Genomic DNA, 17,827 nt, shown 5'->3' on the forward strand with positions numbered 1-17,827 from the left:
TTCAGCGCCGGCCGCGGCCGGGCATTTTCTTTCTTTTCTCCACAACAACCTCGTCATGAAAACCACAAATCACACGGCGCTGATTACCGGCGGCGGCTCGGGTATCGGGCTGGCCCTGGCTCAGCTGCTGAGCGAAAACGGCAACCGGGTTATCATCACCGGCCGCAACGAGCAGCGGCTGCAGCAGGCCGCCGCCCAGGTGCCCGGCGCCACGGCCCTGGCCTGCGACGTGACCGACGCGGCCGCCGTGGCCGGGCTGGTGCAGCGCATCGAGGCCGATTTTGGCGGGCTGAGCCTGCTCATCAACAACGCCGGGCAGGCCTCGGCCTACGAGCTGCGGCCCGGCGCCGACGCCTTCCGCAAGGCCGAAGCCGAAATCCAGACCAACTACCTGGCCCCCATTCGCCTGACCGAAGCCCTGCTGCCGGTGTTGCAACGGCAGCCGGAGGCGGCGGTAGTCAACGTGTCGAGCATCGGGGCGTTTGTCCCGGCGGCGGCCATTCCTACGTACTCGGCCAGCAAGGCGGCGGTGCACGCCTACACCCAGGCCCTGCGCCACACCCTGCGCCAGCACGCGCCGTCGGTACGAGTGTTTGAGCTGATGCCGCCGCTGGTGGACACCGCGTTTTCGGCCGAAATCGGCGGGGCCCACGGCATTCCGCCCCGGCAGGTGGCCGAAGAATTCCTGGCGGCGCTGGCCCGGGACGTATACGAAATCCACGTGGGGCAAACGGCCGGCTTCTACCAGCTGTTCCGCGCCGACCCGGCGCAGGCCTTTGCCGTGATGAACAGCACCTTGCGGGCCGCGGAGGCGCAGTAAGCGGCCGAGCACCAAGCGAGCTTGTAAACAGCGGGGCGGAAAGCCGCCGGAGCGCCTGTCCAGGGTTCCGACGGCTTTCCGCCCCGTTGTTGGCTGGCGCAGGCTACTTCAGGAGCACTTCCACGTCGGCCCGCCGCGACTCCGGCGTCACCGTCAGCTCCGTGACCTTGCCATTCTTCACGGTGCATTCAACGGTGGTCTGGTAGGGAGCGTGGAGCTTGAAGTGCACGTCCCAGGCCTTGGGCCAGGCGGGCAGCAGGTAGATTTTCCCGCCGTCGGTCTGCAGCAGCATTTCCTGCAGGCCAATCATGCCGGCGCCGCCCCAGTTGTGGTCAGGGGCCCAGTCGTAGCCGGGGCCCCAGAAGGCGGGGAAGCGGCGGCCCGAGTCCTGGAGCTTCTGCACCGTGAGAGCGGCGGCTTCGTCGGTGAGGCCGAGGCGGGCGGCGAAGATGTTGTGCTGCTTCCAGCCGATGTGGGAGCGGAATTTCTGCACGTCCGGGTCGTAGCGGTAGGTGTTCTGGGCCGTTTCCAGATCAGGTCGGCCGATGCCGTACAGGCCCCAAGGAAACACCGGGTAAAGCTGCGGGCTTTCCACGTTGTTGACCCGCTCCCAGCTGCGGGCCGGGGCCAGCAGCCGGTGCCCGTCGACGTCGCGGAAGCTGATGCCGGGGATGCGGCCGAGTATGGCCGTCCACGTCTTGCGCTGCTCCTCCGAGCCGACCTGCGGCGGCAACGCCAGCAGGCGCGTGAGCACCGTGCGCAGGCCGCTGACGGTGGCGGTGGAGTTGTAGGCCATCTTGTAGGTTTCGGCGCCCGAGCCGGGGTAGAGCACCAGGTGCCCTTCGCCGTCGAGGGCCTTGGCGCCGCGCTGCCGGGCCAGCTGCTGGTAGTGCTGGTCGAAGAAGGTGAGGCAGCTTTCGATGAAGGGCAGGTAGGGCCGCACGTCCTGGGCGGCGTACTGCTCCGCGTCGAGCATCATCAGGCAGAACTCCAGCACGGTGTCCCACTCGTATTCCAGCCAGGCGTTGTACTCTAGGCCCTTATCGAAGCCGGCGGGCCGCTTCCAGCCGTACTCGGCGGGGTTGGGCAGGCCGAAGTTTTCGAGCTGTTCGGTAAAGCAGGCGCCGGGGTGCTGCCAGTACGTCTGGCTGCGCAGCTCGGCGTTTTTGAGGTTGCGCAGGTAGAAGTCGAACTGCGGCCGGAGCAGGGCCGCGTCGCCGCTTTTGAGCAGGGGCCAGTACACCAGGCGCTGGTTCTGGGCCGTGTGGGTGCCGCCGCCCCAGTTGCGGAAGTCGGGCGTGAACTTCAGCGTGGAGTCGGTCAGGGCCGGGTCGTAGGTAAACAGGCCGCCGTTGAACTTGGTGGGCCACTGGCCCAGGGCGTTGCAGCCGAGCAGGTAGCGCATCAGCTGGTAGTTGCGGCCGGCCTGCCACTGGGGCGTGTTGGCGGCTGCCTGGCCCGGCTGCACGTGGATGAAGCTACGCTGCCAGAACGCCCGCCACCAGGCCAGCGTCTGCTGCCGGGCGGCTTTGGGGGTTTGGCGGGCGGCGCGTTGGGTTTGCTGCAGCTCCTGCTGCCACTGCCGGAGGCTGGGCGCGTAGCTGCTGTGCAGCGTCAACGTGAGCGAATGAGAGCGGGCGGCGCTGCGGCTTTTCAGGGTGTGGGCGCGGTAGGGCGTGCGTTGGTACTGCCCGTCGGCAGTGCTGGCCGGCTCCATGTTCTCGCCCGTCAGCGCGCCGCCGAAGACCAGGTTTTGCAGCGGGTTGTACAGTTGAGGCTTCACGGCCTCTAGGCCCTGCTGGCGTACGGCCACGTCGAACACCGTCTCGGGTCGGTTCTGGTGAAAGAACTCGACCGTGTGCCCGCTGAAACGGATGCTGTCGTGGCGGGTGCGCACCTCGCCCTGCGGGGCCCACTTGTAGGAGTTCTGGTTGTTTTCCTTGCCCTTCAGCACGCGGTCCTGGTGGCGCCAGCTTTCGTAGCGGGCTTCGGCCGTGAGCTTTTGGTTGCTGCTGACTTCCACGTGCACCACCGGCCGGAATACCTCGACCCAGATGTGTACCTGGGCTTGCAGCGCGCCTTTCGCGGCGGTCAGCGTCACGTCGCCCTGTTGCAGGTTCAGCGTCTGCTGAAAGCTGCCACCGGCCTCGAACGGATTCGGCGTGAGGCGCAGGCGCACGCGGCCGAGCTTGAGCAGGGAGTTGTTTTCGTCGAAGGTGCCGCTGCGGGCGGCGTAGAAGAGCACGTCGCCCTGTTCGCTCCACACGTTCAGGCCCACGTCGCCGCCGCCGCAGGGCATGGATTCGGCGCTGTTGCGGCTGGGGCTGGTCCAGGTGATGTTGTTGCTGGGCAACTCAGGACTTTGGGCCGCTACTCGGAAGCTAACTAGCAGGAGCAGGGCCGCGCAGACGGTGCGCCTCAGCCCCCGGCCCCGTCTCCGAAAAAGGAGAGGGGGAGCCAGACGAAAGAGCACCGTTTTATAGGCTCGTTGAACGCACCCGCTCTCTTCCGGGGATGGGGCTGGGAAGTGCAGCGCCCCGCTCATTGCGCCCAGTCGTCGGTGCGGAACGAGGACACGGGCAGGCCTTCGGTGCTGAACAGCGTCGCGCGGGTAAAGTCCTGGAAGGCGTAGCGCACGGCCACCGGCTGCTTCACCTGCTCGGCCGAGACCTTGATAACGCTGCCGTCGATGCTGGCTTTGGCCGGGTACCACTTCTGGTCGGCGCCGGCCACTTCGAAGCCCGTCAGCGCCTCGCCGAAGCTCGTCATGCCGTTGGGCGCATCCTTGAAGCGCACCAGGGCCGAGCCGTCTTTTACTTCCAGGGATTCATAGGCCGGGCTCACCGCCCCGAAACCCTTGCGGCCGTAGGTTTTCTGCAGGGCCAGCAGGGCCAGGCGCTGCCCGCCGGGCTCCTTGCGCATGGGGTGGATGCTGGCTTCCTCGCCCACGTCGAGCAGCACGGCCATGGCCGCGTTCGGAATCTGGCTTTCGACCTTGCGCTGGGCGTCGCGGATAAAGGCCGAGTTGTACTTGCCGCCCTTGTTGTAGGGCGGCAGCTGGGCGTAGTTGTAGGGCGCAATCTGGGCGTAGTAGAACGGAAATTCGCCCAGGTTCCACTCCGCGCGCCACTGCTTCACCAGCGCCTGCAGCCGGGCCGGGTACTCGTCCGGGTGCTCGTAGTTCGACTCGCCCTGGTACCACAGGGCCCCGCGGATGCCGTAGCCGGCTACCGGGTGCAGCATGCCGTTGTAGAGCGTGGTGGGCGTGCGGTTCACCACCTTGATGGAGTCGGTAGTGGGCGGGATGGTCACGCCCGCAAACTGCCGCAGGGTTTCCTCGCTCATCCACGCCTCAATGGTGGAACCGCCGTAGCTGCAATTAATCAGGCCCACCGGCACGTGCAGCTGTTCCTGCAAGAGCCGCCCGAAAAAGTAAGCCGTCGCGCTGAAATTGGCCACCGCCTCGGGCTCGGCTACCTTCCAGGCGAAGGGCTTGCTGTTGTCCTTGGGCGCCGTGCGCGAATTGCGCGGCACGTTGTAGAGGCGGATGTTCGGGTTGCTGGAGTGCAGAATGGCCTCGTTCGAACCCAGAATCGGCTGGCCCTTGAAGCCCTTCAGCGGCATTTCCATGTTGGATTGTCCCCCGCACAGCCATACCTCGCCCACCAGCACGTTCTGCAGGGTCACGGGCTTGTCGTCGCCGCTGAAGGCCAGGGTATAGGGCCCGCCGGCGGCCGGGGTCTTCACCTGCAGCTTCCAGCGGCCTTTGTCGTCGGCCTGGGCCTGGTACTTCTGCTTGGCCCAGGACGGGGTGACGGTGATTTTGCTGCCCGGCTTGGCCCAGCCCCAGACGGCGCAGTCGGCCTGCTGCTGGAAAACCATGTTGTCGGTGAAGATGGAGGGCAGGCGCAGCTCGGCCCGCAGCAGCAGCGGGGCCAGCAGCAGGGCGGCGGAAAGCAGGAGGGGCTTGGTGTTCATGCCAAATGGATGGCGGGGAATGGGTGCAAATGGGAGCTGTCCTCCTTCGCTGCGCGGACACTAGATGAAGGATGACAGACGAAAAGAAGGCATTACCGGCTCACCGGAATCCACACCTCCATGTCGGCGTGGCCGCGGTTGCCCCAGGCGTAGTAGGGCACCAAGGTCAGCGGTACGGCGGTGGGCTTGCGCGCGGATACCGGGCGGTACAGCTGCGTGCCCGACCACTGCGGCTCGGCGGCCAGCAGGCCCTGCCCGGTCAGGCTCATCACCCGGCTGCCCGCTATGGTCATCGGTTGGGGCGTGAGCTGGGCACCGGCCGGGATGGTGAGGGCCGACAGCGGCTGACCGGCCGGAAAATCTTTGGTTTCGAGGCAGTACACAATGGGTCCGCGCTTCACGGCCACTTGGTTGCGGGTTTCCTCCACCAGCGGATTGGCTTCCACCAGCTGCGCCGGCATGGGCAAGCTCAGCTCCACTTGGTCGCCGCTTTTCCAGCTGCGGTTGATTTCGGCGTAAGTACCCGGTGTCAGCGTACCCGCTTGGGCTTTGCCATTGACCAGCACCTTGGCGCCGTCGGCCCAGGCCGGCACGCGCAAAAACAGCGAAAACGCCGCTTTCGGGGCCTGCTCCACGGTGAGCTGCACGGCACCGTCCCAGGGGTAGTTGGTGGTTTGCTTGAGCTTGAGCGCCGCACCGCTGCGCAGCTTGGTGGTCAGGTCGTTGGCGCCGTACAGGTTCAGCCACAGCCCGCGGTCCGACACGCTGTAGGCGTAGTTGCCGACTTCCGCCACCGTGCGCACCACGTTGGGCGGGCAGCAGTTGGAGAGGCTGATGTAGTCGACGCGGTCCTTCGACCAGCGCTGGTGGAAGGGCAGCGCGTCGGAAGTTGCCAGCGGGTTGGTGTAGAGAAACTTCGTGCCGTCGAGGCTGATGCCCGAAAGCACGCTGTTGTAGAGGGCGGTTTCCAGTACGTCGGCATACTTCGCGTCGCCGGTGAGCTGCAGCATGCGCCAGTTCCAGAGCACGTTGCCGATGTTGGCGCAGGTTTCGCCGTGGGCCGTGTGGTTGGGCAGCTGGTAGTCGCGGCCGTAAGCCTGGTGGATTTTCTGCACCGTGTCGGGCTTGTAGGCCGTGCCGTCGGGCGAGACGCCGTCGTACAGCGCCCCGCAGGCACCGGTCACGTACATTTTGCGCGAAGTCACGTCGTCCCACATCTTGTTCAGGGTCGTGAGCAGCGTCGCGTCGCCGGTTTCGGCGTACACGTCGGCTACCCCGGCGAAGAGGTAGTTGGCGCGCACGGCGTGGCCGCCGGCCTTCTGCATCTGCCGGAACGGGAGGCGGTCCTGGTTGTCGTCGGTGCCGATGTCGCCGGCCAGCCCGCGGATGTTAATCAGGTTCTGGGCCAGCTCCAGGTAGCGCGGATCTTTCGTCGTGCGGTACATTTCCACCACGCCCATGTAGTGCGAGGGGCAGATGGCGTTGCGCGCCAGCTCGGGCGAGGAACGTTTGTAGAAGTTGTAGAGGTAGTCGGTGGCCTTTTTCGCGAGGTCCAGCATGGAGGTCTTGCCGGTGGCCCGGTAGTGCACGCAGGCAGCCGTCATCAGGTGGCCCAGGTTGTAGCTCTCGAAGTTCAGCCGGTCCTGAAACGCGGTGCTCTTGCCGGTATTCATCGCCGCAATGGTGGCCTGGGTGTTCAGGTAGCCGTCGGGCCGCTGGCACTTGGCAATGACCCGGATGGCCTCGTCCATCATCTGGTCTAGCTTTGGGTCCTTGGTCACCGCGTAGGTGGCCGCTACCGACTCGAACAGCTTGTAAAAGTCGCCGTCGTGGAAGGGCGGGCCCATGTGTGCGCCCTTCTCCAAGCCGGCCGCAATTTCAAAGTTGCGGAAGCTATGGTTGCGCACCGGGTCGTGGTACAGGGCCCACATCGTCGGAATCATAGCCTCGCGGCAGACCTGAAACCGCTCCCCCCAGAAGCCCTGGGGCTGCCACTGCACGCTGCTGAGGTCCACGCCGCTGAGCTTGGCGTGCTTGCTGGCGGTGGTGTTGACGAGGCCTTTGTCCTGGGCCGCGGCCGGGCGGCCGGCTACGCACAGGCCAGCGAGCAGGGCAGCGGCGAGGAATGTATGGGCAGGGAAATTCATGGAGTCGAAAGCGGTAAGAAGCTGTCATTCCGAGCGAATACGAGAAGCCAAAGGAAGGCGGTAGCCCGTCTCGCGCGCTGATGGCAGGTACTGTTTTGGTAGTTGGGTTACTCTCGAGCGTCAGTCCGCGAGATGTCTCGGCAAGCTCGACATGACGTTCTATTTTGCGGTTTTGGCGTTCGGTTCAAGAGCCGTGCTGATGACCACCGGCCCGAGCAGGCCGGCGGGCAGCAGCGGCTTGGTAGCGGCCGGCGCGGGCGCCGTGGTCAGCGAGGTGCGGCGCTGCTCGGCCGGCAGGTTCGCGTCCCCGATCAAGCGGTTGGCCCAGGTGTTGGTCACGCGCAGGCGCAACTGGTTGTTGCCCTTGCGCACGGCCTCGGTGATGTCGACGCGGTAGGGCGCGGTCCAGGCTACACCGCAGGGTTGGCCGTTCAGCTCCACTTCGGCCAAGTTGTTTACCTGGCCTAGTTCCAAGTACACGCGCTGACCGGGCTGCTTTTTCGCCTTCCAGCGAAAGGTCTGGCGGTAGTCGGCCGTGCCGGAGTAGTAGCGGATGGCCGCGTCGGGGTGCTGGCTCCAGTCGGTGAGCTGCGCAAACGCCACGGGCTGGGCCGGGCCGCCCGCGCTAGCATCGAACTGCACCTGCCAAGGGCCGCTGAGCGGCTGAGCGAGCGTGGGCGTCAGCCAGTTGGGGCCGTTGTGAACCGCGGTTTCCGTAGTCGGCCCGCGGAAGACGACGAACATCGACCCGCTTGGTGCCAAGCGCAACGGCAGGCGGGTGCGGCCGTTTTCAATTTGCCAGTCCTGCGCCGGCCGGATTTCGCCGGTTACCGCGTCCCACAGCTCCGGCTGCCGCCCGGCCACGCGCAACGACAACTCAATGGTTTGCACCGAATCGAGCTGGTTGGAAATGAAATAGAGGTCGAACTGCTCGGCGGTGCGGTGCGTCCAGGCCAGGCCGCGGGCACGCTGGCCGCTGGCGTAGCGGGCCGTCACGTCGCGCATCAGGCCCAGCGGCTCGAAGGAATCGATGGTGTAGGGGCCGCGCAGGACGCGACCGGGCGCCTCACGGGACCCCTCCGAAAGAGCAGAGGGAGAGCCGGACGAGGCAGAAGCCTGGGCAGTGGCCTTATTGGTTAGCAGGCTCGCCGTCAGCTGCTGCACCTGCTGGTCGGCCTGGGGGAAGTTGCGCAGCTCGGGGGAGCGGCTGGGTTGCCGGTCGAGCAGCACCGTGGCGCCGGCCTGCACCAGCTCCTGCAGCTTCCGGGCCACGGCGGGCGTCATGGAAGTGCTGTCGGGCCAGAGGGGAGTGACGCCGGGCACCACCAGCAGGCCGTAGCTGGCCCCGCCCGGCAGCTCGATGCGGCCGTCGTGCACCCGGGCCAGGCGCAGCAGCGCGTCGGGGTTGAAGGAGTCGTAGGCGTAGCCGTGCAGCGGGTCCACCAGCATGTCGGCGGTGAAGCTGCCCGCCGTGGCCGATACTTTTTCGGGCATTTCGCGCATGGGCACGCCCACGTTGGACAAGCGCTTTTTCTCGCTCTCGACCTTGGGCGGACCGAAGATGCCGGGCAAGGTGGCGGTCAGGCGCTCGGGCAGCACGGCGCGGCGCGGGGTTTCCTCGCCGATGAACACCGCCACGTCGACGACCGGACGGCCGAGCTGCAGCAGCGCCTGGCAGCGCCGGGCGTAGTCGACCCAGGCGCGGCCGGGGCGCCACCAGGTCTGGTCGCGCTGGAAGTAGAGGCCCACGCCGTTGAGCGTCATGCCGGGCTTGCGGTCCAGCCAGGGGTTGTGGGCGAAGACGTGGTACACCAGCCGATTGACGCCCAGGGCGTAGTTGCGGTCCTGCACCGATTTCAGCATGGCCGGGTGCTCGTCCCAGGCCATTTTTAGCTCGGTGAACGACTCGGCCTGCACCACCTGCTTGCCGTAGAGGTGCGCCCCCGACACGGCGTCGAGCATGTCGTTGGGCTTGTCGTGGGTGGGGCTGCGCAGCCAGAACTCGCCCATCGGCGCGTCCACGTGCTGGTAGTGCAGCAGCCCGTCGCTGACCATGGTGGGGGCAATGGCTTCGGCCGAAAAGCTGACGCCCTTGGCCTTGGCGGCGGCCGCCAGCGTCACGTAAAACTTGTCGCCCACCAGCTCGGCAATGGTCTGGCGCACGTCGAAGAGCACGCGCTCCGATACCTCGGCGCTCTGCAGCGGTACGCCGGCCAGCACCGGCAGGTAGGGCAGTAAGTCGTAGCCCCGGCGCTGCTTGAATTCCGTGGCGAAATTGCTCGACCAGTTCTGCGAGCCGCACTCCCAGCTGTCGACGTGCAAGGTCTTGAGCACGCGGCCGGCCAATTCGGGTCCGCCCTGGCGCAAGGCCTCGCCAAACCAGCTGTCGAACTGCAGCTGTACGGCCGCGGGGTTGAACTTGTCGCACTCCAACCCCAGCGCGCCGCCGCCGGTGTAGTTGGTATAGCCGGTGGCGGTGTGACCCACGCGCAGGATGGTCCACCGGCCCGCCGGCGGGGTCCAGTGCAGGCGGCCGTCGGCGCCGAGCTTAGCGGTGAGATTGAGCACCTTGCCCAGCGGCACGCACAGCGAATCGGGCAGCTGCTGGGCGGTGCTGCGCGGGCTCACGCGCCAGACTTCCCCGTTTTTGCCCTCGTACTGGTTGATGCGCGCCTCCGCCGACAGCCGGATTTCCGAGACTTTCAGCGAAGGTTTCCACTTAGCCGCGTCCAGGTCCTCGCCGCCGGGCTCGGAGCCCGCGGGGTCGTAGCGGAAGCGGAAAAAGCGGGCCGTGGTAGTCGGCAGGGCGTGGGTGACGGCGCTGCTGTCCTGCCAGCCGCTGCGCGGCGGCGTCAGGCGCGTGAGGGGGCGGAAGGTCTGCCCGTCGTTGCTGACTTCTACGATCAGGCGGTTGGCCTGGTAGTTATAGCCGTTGGAACGGATGCGCAGGGAGCGGGCGGTGAAGGGCTTGTCGAAAGCGTACTGAATCCAGCCCGGCTCGGTGAGCTTGAAGCCCTGCTTGTTGCCGGCTGCGGCCAGCAGCTCGGGCTTGCCGTCGGCCGCGCTGCTGGTCACGGTCGGCTTGGTGGTGTAGGTCGAAACCCCGCCGCCGGTGGGCGTGGGGTAGGCGTACACGGCAATGTCGCGGTAGTAGCCCTTCACGGCTGCCGGCTGGGGCAGCTGGATGGTTTGCTGGCGGCCGCCGCTCAGGCGGGTTTCGCTGGATACCACCTTCTGCATGGCCAGCTCGGGCGTAATCCAGGGCCCGCCGGCCAGCGCGAATCCGTCGCTCACGTGCATGGCCAGCTGCAGGCCCAGGCGGTCGGCTTCCGTCATGGCGTGGCGCACCATCTGCCACCAGCGCGGCGAGAGTTGCTCGGCCGGCGGGGTGACGAGCGGTTTTTCACCCGCGCCGCGAATGGGCATCAGGTAAGCCCCGCCAATGCCGGCCTGCTGCATGGCTTCCAGGTCGGCCGTCAGGCCCTCGGGCGTGACGGCCGCGTTCATCCAGTACCAAAACACCCAGGGCTTGGCCGCCTCGGGCGGGTTCTGGAAAGCGGCCTGCAGCTGCGCCGCCGAAGTCGGCGCCGACTGTGCCCAGGCCGAACCGGCCGGCAGCCAGCTCAGGGCGGGCAGCGCCAGCGTCAGCAGGGCCAGGGGAAGGGTGCGCCGGTTGAGCATGAGGGAGGAATTTGGGCAAGAGGTAAGCTAGAACGTCATGCTGAGCGCAGCCGAAGCATCTCTGCCGCTTCGTTGGGCTCGATTCAGGTCGTTCGGCTAGGTGATTCTACTAGCTGACCAAGCGGTGGAACTGCTTGGCTACGCCGACCTTCGGTTCGACAAGCTCAGCATGGCGTTCTGGATTCAGGGCAATCAAACCAGCTTGCGGTTGATGCGGTAGCCGTACTGGCCGAAGAGCAGAATCACCAGGAAGCAGCCCAGCGGGATGAGGTAGCCGATCTGGATATTGTCGCCGCGCAGGTCGATGAGCGTGCCCATGAGGTAGGGCATGATGGCCCCGCCCACGATGGACATGACCAGCCAGGAGGAGCCGGGCTTGGTGTCGTCGCCGAGGCCGGCAATGCCCAGGGCGAAGATGGTGGGGAACATGATGCTCATGAAGAAGCCCAAGGCGCCCAGCGCGTAGATGACGTAGGCCCCGTCGCCGAACACGGCCACCGCGCACAAGGCCACGGCAATGACGGCGTAGAGCGAGAGCAGCCGCTGCGAGGGCACCACCTTCAGCAGGGCCGTGCCGATGAAGCGCCCGGCCATGAACAGCAGCCCGTACATGCCCAGGTAGTAGCCGGCCGTAATTTCGTCCACGCCCGCGCCCTGCTTGGCCATGCGGATAAAGAAGCTCGTTACGCAGACCTGCGCCCCCACGTAGAAAAACTGCGCCACTACGGCCCAGCTCAGGTGCCGGTGCTTCAGCACCGCGAAGAAGCCCCCGCCCTGCGAAGGCTCGGCTTCGGCGGCTTTCACCTCGGGCAGCTTGCTGAAAAAGAACAGCGCCGCCACGGCCACCAGCACGCCGCCCAGCACCAGGTAGGGCAGCTTCACGGCGGCCGCTTCGTGGGTGAGGTAGGCCACGCGCTCCGCCGCGGGCATGGCCGCCAGTTGGGCCTCGGTAAACTCCTTGCCCGACAAGATCATGTTGGCGCCGATAACCGGGGCCACGAAGGCGGCCAGTCCGTTGAACGAGGCCGCCAGGTTCAGGCGGCTGGTGCTGCCTTCGGGCGGGCCGAGCACGGCGGCGTAGGGGTTGGCGGCCGTTTCCAGCGTGGTCAGCCCGCAGCCGATGATGAACAGTGCGGTCAGGAACATGCCGTAGGAGCGCGAATCGGCGGCGGGCACGAACAAGAAGGCCCCGCCCGCAAAGGCCAAGAGGCCCAGGATAATGGTGCGCTTGTAGCCCAGGCGCTGCAGCAGCATGCCCGCCGGAATGGCCATCAGGAAGTAGGCCAGAAACACGGCCGTGTCCACCAGTGTCGACTGCCGGTTGTTGAGCTGGCAGGCTTTCTTCAGGTGCGGAATCAGAATGGAATCCAGGTTGTGCGCCATGCCCCAGAGAAAGAACACGCCCACCACCAGGATGAAGGGCAGCACGTAGGAGCGGGAGCCGGCGGGGCCGGTGGCTACCGGCGGCGGGGTGGGAGCAGGGGCAAGGGCCATGGGGCGGAGCGGGTTAGGTGGGGTTGGGGCGGGGTTGGGTTCGTGGGGCCTGCAGTAGACTGTCGTTATCGTCGCCGGCCGTCATGTCGAGCTTGTCGAGACATCTCGCTGGATAGTAATCTGCTCGTTGAACAGAGCTTCCTACCTGGCATCAGCACGCGAGATGTCTCGACAAGCTCGACATGACGCGCAAAGATGTGCTTAGGCTGGCCGCAGCTTCACCACCAGCAGATGGTCGCAGGCCAGCACCACTTCGTTGTGCTCGTTGAAGATTTCCACGTGCTCGGTCACCTGCCCGTAGCCGGGCTTTTTGCCCGCGGTTTTCTCCGAAATCGTGACTTCCGAGCGGATGGTATTGCCGATGAACACCGGCTTGATGAAGCGCAGCCGGTCGTAGCCCTTGGAAAAGGCTTCCGGGTTGATTTCCGAAGCCGTCAGCCCGATGCCGATGCTGAACACCATGGTGCCGTGGGCAATGCGCTGGCCAAAGGGCTGGGTTTTGCACCACTCCGCGTCGAGGTGGTGGGGAAAAAAGTCGCCGGTGTGCCCGGCGTGGACCACGAAGTCGGTTTCGGTGAGCGTGCGGCCCAGCGTCACGCGCTTGTCGCCGAGGGTGTAGTCTTCGAAAAAGGTGGATTTGAAGTACATAGGAAGTTTGAGCCTGGCCCCGGCCACCTTTTCCGAGGTGCAGCGAAGCCAAACAGCCGAAGCGAGTTCAGTCGCTCGTCGTCATCGGCTGCCGACCTGTTCGTCGCTGCTCAGTGGGGTTTGGGGCGGTATTGAGTGGGTAAGATGCGGTAGCAAAGCCGGGCAAGTGTCCTGCTCTCTACCGCTTTTCGACCGAAGTGGCGGAAGTAGCTGCGCTTGGCGCGCCTGCCTTCCCGTCACTCGATGCGTACGCCGCTTCCACCACGGCCATAGTCTTGATGACGTCCTCCACGCTGGTGGGCAGCACGTTGGTTTCGCCGTTTTTGAACTGCATCAGGCTGCCCATGGTGCCCATGAAAGCGTCCGGGAACCAGGAGCCTTCCAGCGCCACCGTGTGCCAGGTGGGGGCTTCGCCCTCGCGCACGAGGCAGTACTCGAACTTGTCGGGCACGCCGTGGGGGTAGTCCATGAGCAGGCCCATGCGGGCCTTGATGGCGCCCTTGGTGCCTTCCCACTTGATAAAGCTTTCCTGGTTGTGCGGCCCGAAGGAGTGGTCGTGGTTGGTGTTGATGACCGCGTGCATCGTGTCGCCGTAGTCGAACAGGATGGTGGAGCGCGACGAGGACAGCGCCTTGGCCGGGTGCCGCAGCGTCTTGGCCATCACGCGGCTGGGCTCCCCGAGAAAGGAGCGGACGAGGTCGATGTAGTGGATGCTGTGGTACTGGATTTCCAGGCGCGGGTGCACCATCACGTGCGGAAACAGCTCCCAGGGCGTCTGCAGGGTCACGCGCACTTCCAGATCGTACAGCTCGCCGATCAGGCCCTGGGCGAGCATGTGGCGGGCGGCGGCCACGTAGGGCGCGAAGCGCAGCTGGCAGTTGATGGCGGCCACCAGGTGCTTGCGGCGGCAGACGTCCAGGATTTGCTGACTTTGCCAGAAATAGTCGCCCATGGGCTTCTGAATCAGCACCGCCGCGCCGTCGGGCAGCTGCTCCAGCGTCGCCACGAACTGCTCGGGCATAATGGTCACGTCGTACACCGCGTCGGCGGGGGCGTGCGCCACGGCCGACGCCACCGAGTCGTACACATTGGGAATACCCCACTCGGCGGCCAGCTTTTCGGCCCGGGCGCGGGTGCGGTTGGTGATGCCCACCACCTCGAACCCGGCCTTGCGGTAGGCCGGCAGGTGCGCGTCGCCCACGATGCCGCCGGCGCCGACGATGACGATGGGCAGCGGCCGGGCGGGCCGCACCGGCTGGTAGGGAATCGGGGTGCCGTCGATGCTAAACATGATCCGGAGCGTGTTCTAAAGCGTTGATTTTGGCTTGGCCGGCCGCCAGCAGCTCGGCTACCGGCAGGTCGGTGTTGAGGGCCTGCAGCACTACTTCGTCGATGACCGCGGCCAGCTGGGCCCAGTTGGCCTTCTGCGGCAGCGTTTCGGCCTTTTCGTGTAGCTCCGCGAGCTTGTGGTAATAGGGCACTTGGGCGTTAATGTCCGCGTCGTGCCAGGTGCTGAGCCGACAGCCGATGCCGCCTTCCAGGGTCAGACGCTTGTCGTTTTCCGCGCTGACGGCGAAGCGGATAAAGTCGTAGGCTACGTCCTGATGCCGGCTGCCGGCGGCTATGGCGTAGAGCCAGTACACGTTCAGCGAAGCGGAGCTGCCCACGGTGTTTTCGCCGCGGGGCACGGCGGTAATGTCGACTTTGCCGCGCACCGGGCAGGCTGCGTCTACCTCGCACACGGCCGCAAAACCAAACCAGTTGATCATCAGCGCCGCCTCGCCGCGGGCAAAGGCCTGGCCCGCCTGCACCGACTCGTAGAGCATGGACTGCGGGTGAATGGCCGCTTGGTCGCGCAGCAGCTGGCGGTAGTAGCTCAGCCCCGCCCGCGCCGCTTCCGAGTCGATTTGCAAGCGCCCTTGACCGTCGTGCAGCTGCCCGCCGCGGGTCCAGAGGTGCAGGCAGAAGTCGAAGACGGTGTTGTGCCCGTCGGGGTAGCCGGCAGCCACGAAGCCGTAGAGGTTTTGCTCGGGGCGGTGGAAAAAGCGGGCCACCTGCTGCAGCTCTTCCCAAGTGGTGGGCGGGCGCAGAGCGCGGCCGTGCTGCTGGGCAAATGCCGCCTGCTCCAGCGGGCTGTCGAACAGGTCTTTGCGGTAAATCAGGCACTCCGGGCCGTCGTGAAAGGGCAGGCCCAGCGTCGTGTCGCCGTACGCTTGCATGCCCAGCAACGAGGGGCTCCAGCCCTGCGGAAAATCGGCCGGCGGGTTTTGATCAATCAGCGGCGTGAGGTCGAGCAAGGCGCCGGCGGCCTGGGCTTCGGGCAGCCAGTCGGTGTTGATGTGGGCCACGTCCCAAGCGCCGGTTTCGAGCCCCTTGTCCGTCAGCAGGCTCTGGTGCAGCGGGTGCAGGTCCATGGCCACGAACTCGGCCGGCAACTGGCAGCCGGAATGGGCGCAGTAGGCGGCCCACAGCTTCTGCATGTGGGCTTCGAAGGGCGCGAACTTGCGCACCGCCACGCGGAAGGGTTGTTGCTCAGGCATCTTGACGGACGTTGCTAACCATGAATTCCTGCTGCAGGCGGGCGTTGTCCTGGCCGAGCTGGGGCGAGCCGACGGCCGAGGTCAGCAGCTCCCCGTCGAGGCGGATGGGGCAGCGGGTGGTCTGGTACTGGTAGCCGTCGGTCATGTGCACGGTCTGCGCCATGTCGAGGCCGCGGAAACCCTCGTGGGCCAGCAGCTGGTCCCAGCGCAGCACGTTGGCGCACCAGATATCGGCGGGCTCCAGCACGGCCAGCCAGGCTTCGGTGGGGGCGGTGCGCAGGTGCGCGGCCAGCGTGGCTTTGATGTCGTCGCGCTGGTCGAAGGCTTGTTTCGGGTCGGGATACGCCAGCAGGGCCGAGCAGCCGAGCAGCTCGCCCAGCTTCGGAATCGAGCCCATGGCCAGGGCCAGGTAGCCGTTCTGGGTCTGGTAGATGCCGTAGGGCGCGCCGAGGTAGGCGTGGGCGCTGTTGTGGCGGGTGCGCTGGGGCAGCTGTCCGCCGTCGTTGAAGAAGGTGGTTAGCGTCTCGAACTGGAAGTCGATGGCTGATTCGAGCATGCTCACCTGCACCAAGCCCCCTTCGCCGCGCAGGCTGCGCCGCACCAGGCAGGCCAGCAGGCCCTGGGCCAGGTGCGCCCCGGCCAGCATATCCACGATGGAGAGGCCCATGGGCACCGGGCCGCTGTCCGCGTTGCCGCTCAGCCAGGTCAGGCCCGAAACGGACTGCAAGAGCAAATCCTGCCCCGGCTTGTCGCGCCAGGGGCCATCCGGGCCGTAGCCGGAAATTTCGCCGTAGACGACGCTGGGGTTCTGGGCCCGTACGCTCGCGTAGTCGAAACCCAGGCGCTCCATCACGCCGGGGCGGTAGTTGTGCATCACCACGTCGGCGCGGCGCACCAGCTCCCAGACCTGGGCGCGGTCGGCTTCGCGTTTGAGGTCGGCGGCGAAGCTTTCCTTGTTGCGGTTGATGGCGTGAAACACCGACGACTCCCCGTTCATGATGACGTTGGAGGTGTACAGGTGCCGGCAGATGTCGCCGGTTTCGGGCCGCTCTATCTTGATTACCCGCGCCCCAAAATCGGCCAGACGCAGGGCGGCCGAGGGGCCGGACAGAAACTGGCTGAAATCAACCACTAAGTAGTCTTCGAGCGGCTTCATAAAGTACTGGTGATTTTCAAGATGTTATGTCGAGCGAAGTCGAGGCATCTCGCGTGCTTCGTTCTTGAGTGGCGCCTCACCCCCCGGCCTCGCTCCGAAAAAGGAGAGGGGGAGCCTGACGACTTGGATGTGGGCGAATGGTTCGACGTGCTTCGCTTGATTAGTTGCTTGCGGTGCTGGGTTGGAGACTGAATTCCTGGTCGATGGCGGCCGTGTGCTGGCCGGGGCGCGGGGCAGCTTGGGGCGAGTACAGCTTCTGGCCGTCGATGCGGATGGGGCAGCGGGTGGTGGCGAGCTGCTGGCCGTCGGGCAGCGTTACGCGCTGCTGCATGCCCAGGGCCTGGAAGCCGGGGCTGCTGGTGGCCTGCTGGTAGTTGAGCACCTCGGCGCACCAGATGCCCAGCGGCTCGAGCGTGGTCAGCCATTCCTTGGTCGGCTTCTCGCGCAGGGCGGCGGTGAGCTTTTCGGCAATATTGTCGCGGTGCGCGAACCAGGAGGACGGCTCCGGGTAGGCTTCCAGAATGCCGCAGCCGAGCGTTTCGTCGAGCTGGGGCAGGTTGCCCATGGCCAGGGCCAGGTAGCCGTCCTGGGTGGGGTAGATGCCGTAGGGCGCGCTCAGGTAGGGGTGGGCGGTGCCGCGCACAGCCCCGCGCTGGGGCAGCTGCCCGCCGTCGTTGAAGTGGGTGGTCAGCAGCTCAAACTGCATGTCCAGCACCGATTCCAGCAGGCTGGCTTCCACCAGCACGCTTTGGCCGGTTTTGCCGCGCTTCAGCAGCCCGGCCAGCAGCCCCTGGGCGAAGTGCGAGCCGCAGATGATGTCGGCCACGGCAATGCCGAAGGGCGTGGGGCCGTCCGCGGCGGTGCCGCTTAGCCAGGCCAGGCCCGACATGGACTGCACCAACAGATCCTGTCCCGGCTTGGTGGCCCACGGGCCCGTCGGGCCGTAGCCCGTCACCACGCCGTAGACGATGCGCGGATTCAGGGCACGCACCGCGTCGTAATCCAGCCCGATTTTCTCCATGATGCCCGGCCGGAAGTTGTGGGTCATCACGTCGGCCCGGGCCAGCAGCTGCTTCACGCGGGCCAGGTCCTCGGGATTCTTGAGGTCGGCCGCGTAGGATTCCTTGTGGCGGTTAATGGTGTGAAACACCAGGCTCGAGCCGTCGACGAACAGGTTCTTGATGGCAATCTGCCGGCCCGCCTCGCCCGCGCCCGGCCGCTCGATTTTGATGACGCGCGCGCCGAGGTCGGCCAGGCGCAGCCCCGCCGAGGGCGCGGCCAGAAACTGGCTGAACTCGATGACCAGCAGACCTTCCAGGGGAAGTGACATGGGGAATGAATAGGCTGTTTTCTAGGGCGTCAT

Annotated in this window: 11 protein-coding genes; 1 reads left to right on the forward strand and 10 read right to left on the reverse strand. The window is 66.2% G+C overall.

Annotation, left to right across the window (positions count from 1 at the left end; translation table 11 throughout):
* Positions 1–55 precede the first annotated feature (55 nt).
* Positions 56–820 (forward strand): SDR family oxidoreductase, encoded by a 765-nt coding sequence (locus LJ737_RS24400; RefSeq protein ID WP_227769387.1) that lies wholly within the window; start codon positions 56–58, stop codon positions 818–820.
* Between the two features lie 103 nt (positions 821–923).
* Here LJ737_RS24400 and LJ737_RS24405 read toward each other — a convergent pair whose 3' ends face one another.
* From LJ737_RS24405 to LJ737_RS24450, 10 genes are all read right to left on the reverse strand, one after another.
* A complete protein-coding gene (locus tag LJ737_RS24405) occupies positions 924–3,173 on the reverse strand; it encodes a DUF5703 domain-containing protein (RefSeq protein WP_227769388.1) in 2,250 nt (749 codons plus the stop codon).
* A gap of 188 nt (positions 3,174–3,361) precedes the next feature.
* On the reverse strand, positions 3,362–4,798 hold the full coding sequence (locus LJ737_RS24410; protein WP_227769389.1) for a sialate O-acetylesterase: 1,437 nt from the start codon (positions 4,796–4,798) through the stop codon (positions 3,362–3,364).
* Positions 4,799–4,890: 92 nt separating this feature from the next.
* The gene (locus tag LJ737_RS24415; RefSeq protein WP_227769390.1) at positions 4,891–6,945 is read right to left on the reverse strand and encodes an aceric acid hydrolase; all 2,055 of its coding nucleotides are present in this window, start codon (positions 6,943–6,945) and stop codon (positions 4,891–4,893) included.
* 159 nt (positions 6,946–7,104) lie between these two features.
* Positions 7,105–10,626 carry a glycosyl hydrolase gene (locus tag LJ737_RS24420; protein ID WP_227769391.1) on the reverse strand — a complete coding sequence of 1,174 codons (3,522 nt, stop codon included), beginning with the start codon at positions 10,624–10,626 and terminating at the stop codon, positions 7,105–7,107.
* A gap of 192 nt (positions 10,627–10,818) precedes the next feature.
* Positions 10,819–12,120: an L-fucose:H+ symporter permease gene (fucP, locus tag LJ737_RS24425; RefSeq protein WP_227769392.1), complete on the reverse strand. Its 1,302-nt coding sequence runs from the start codon at positions 12,118–12,120 to the stop codon at positions 10,819–10,821.
* 201 nt (positions 12,121–12,321) lie between these two features.
* A complete protein-coding gene (locus LJ737_RS24430; RefSeq protein WP_227769393.1) occupies positions 12,322–12,768 on the reverse strand; it encodes a MaoC family dehydratase in 447 nt (148 codons plus the stop codon).
* 178 nt (positions 12,769–12,946) lie between these two features.
* The gene (locus tag LJ737_RS24435) at positions 12,947–14,059 is read right to left on the reverse strand and encodes a Gfo/Idh/MocA family protein (RefSeq protein ID WP_227769394.1); all 1,113 of its coding nucleotides are present in this window, start codon (positions 14,057–14,059) and stop codon (positions 12,947–12,949) included.
* Positions 14,052–15,308: an extracellular solute-binding protein gene (locus LJ737_RS24440; RefSeq protein WP_227769395.1), complete on the reverse strand. Its 1,257-nt coding sequence runs from the start codon at positions 15,306–15,308 to the stop codon at positions 14,052–14,054. Before LJ737_RS24440 ends, LJ737_RS24435 begins: the two co-directional genes overlap by 8 nt.
* Entirely contained in the window at positions 15,301–16,464 is a 1,164-nt protein-coding gene (locus LJ737_RS24445) for a CaiB/BaiF CoA transferase family protein (RefSeq protein ID WP_227769396.1), read from the reverse strand. The genes LJ737_RS24440 and LJ737_RS24445 overlap by 8 nt, the downstream gene beginning before the upstream one ends.
* Before the next feature lie 160 nt (positions 16,465–16,624).
* Positions 16,625–17,794 (reverse strand): CaiB/BaiF CoA transferase family protein, encoded by a 1,170-nt coding sequence (locus LJ737_RS24450; protein ID WP_227769397.1) that lies wholly within the window; start codon positions 17,792–17,794, stop codon positions 16,625–16,627.
* Positions 17,795–17,827 lie beyond the last annotated feature (33 nt).

Origin of the sequence: Hymenobacter sp. 15J16-1T3B (genome assembly GCF_020711235.1) — a bacterium.
In the GTDB taxonomy this organism is placed as follows: Bacteria; Bacteroidota; Bacteroidia; order Cytophagales; family Hymenobacteraceae; genus Solirubrum.

Coding starts and splice junctions, on each gene's coding strand:
- LJ737_RS24400 (WP_227769387.1), top strand. CDS start 56: ATGAAAACCACAAATCACACGGCGCTGATTACCGGCGGCGGCTCGGGT.
- fucP (WP_227769392.1), bottom strand. CDS start 12,120: ATGGCCCTTGCCCCTGCTCCCACCCCGCCGCCGGTAGCCACCGGCCCC.
- LJ737_RS24440 (WP_227769395.1), bottom strand. CDS start 15,308: ATGCCTGAGCAACAACCCTTCCGCGTGGCGGTGCGCAAGTTCGCGCCC.
- LJ737_RS24430 (WP_227769393.1), bottom strand. CDS start 12,768: ATGTACTTCAAATCCACCTTTTTCGAAGACTACACCCTCGGCGACAAG.
- LJ737_RS24420 (WP_227769391.1), bottom strand. CDS start 10,626: ATGCTCAACCGGCGCACCCTTCCCCTGGCCCTGCTGACGCTGGCGCTG.
- LJ737_RS24415 (WP_227769390.1), bottom strand. CDS start 6,945: ATGAATTTCCCTGCCCATACATTCCTCGCCGCTGCCCTGCTCGCTGGC.
- LJ737_RS24435 (WP_227769394.1), bottom strand. CDS start 14,059: ATGTTTAGCATCGACGGCACCCCGATTCCCTACCAGCCGGTGCGGCCC.
- LJ737_RS24445 (WP_227769396.1), bottom strand. CDS start 16,464: ATGAAGCCGCTCGAAGACTACTTAGTGGTTGATTTCAGCCAGTTTCTG.
- LJ737_RS24410 (WP_227769389.1), bottom strand. CDS start 4,798: ATGAACACCAAGCCCCTCCTGCTTTCCGCCGCCCTGCTGCTGGCCCCG.
- LJ737_RS24450 (WP_227769397.1), bottom strand. CDS start 17,794: ATGTCACTTCCCCTGGAAGGTCTGCTGGTCATCGAGTTCAGCCAGTTT.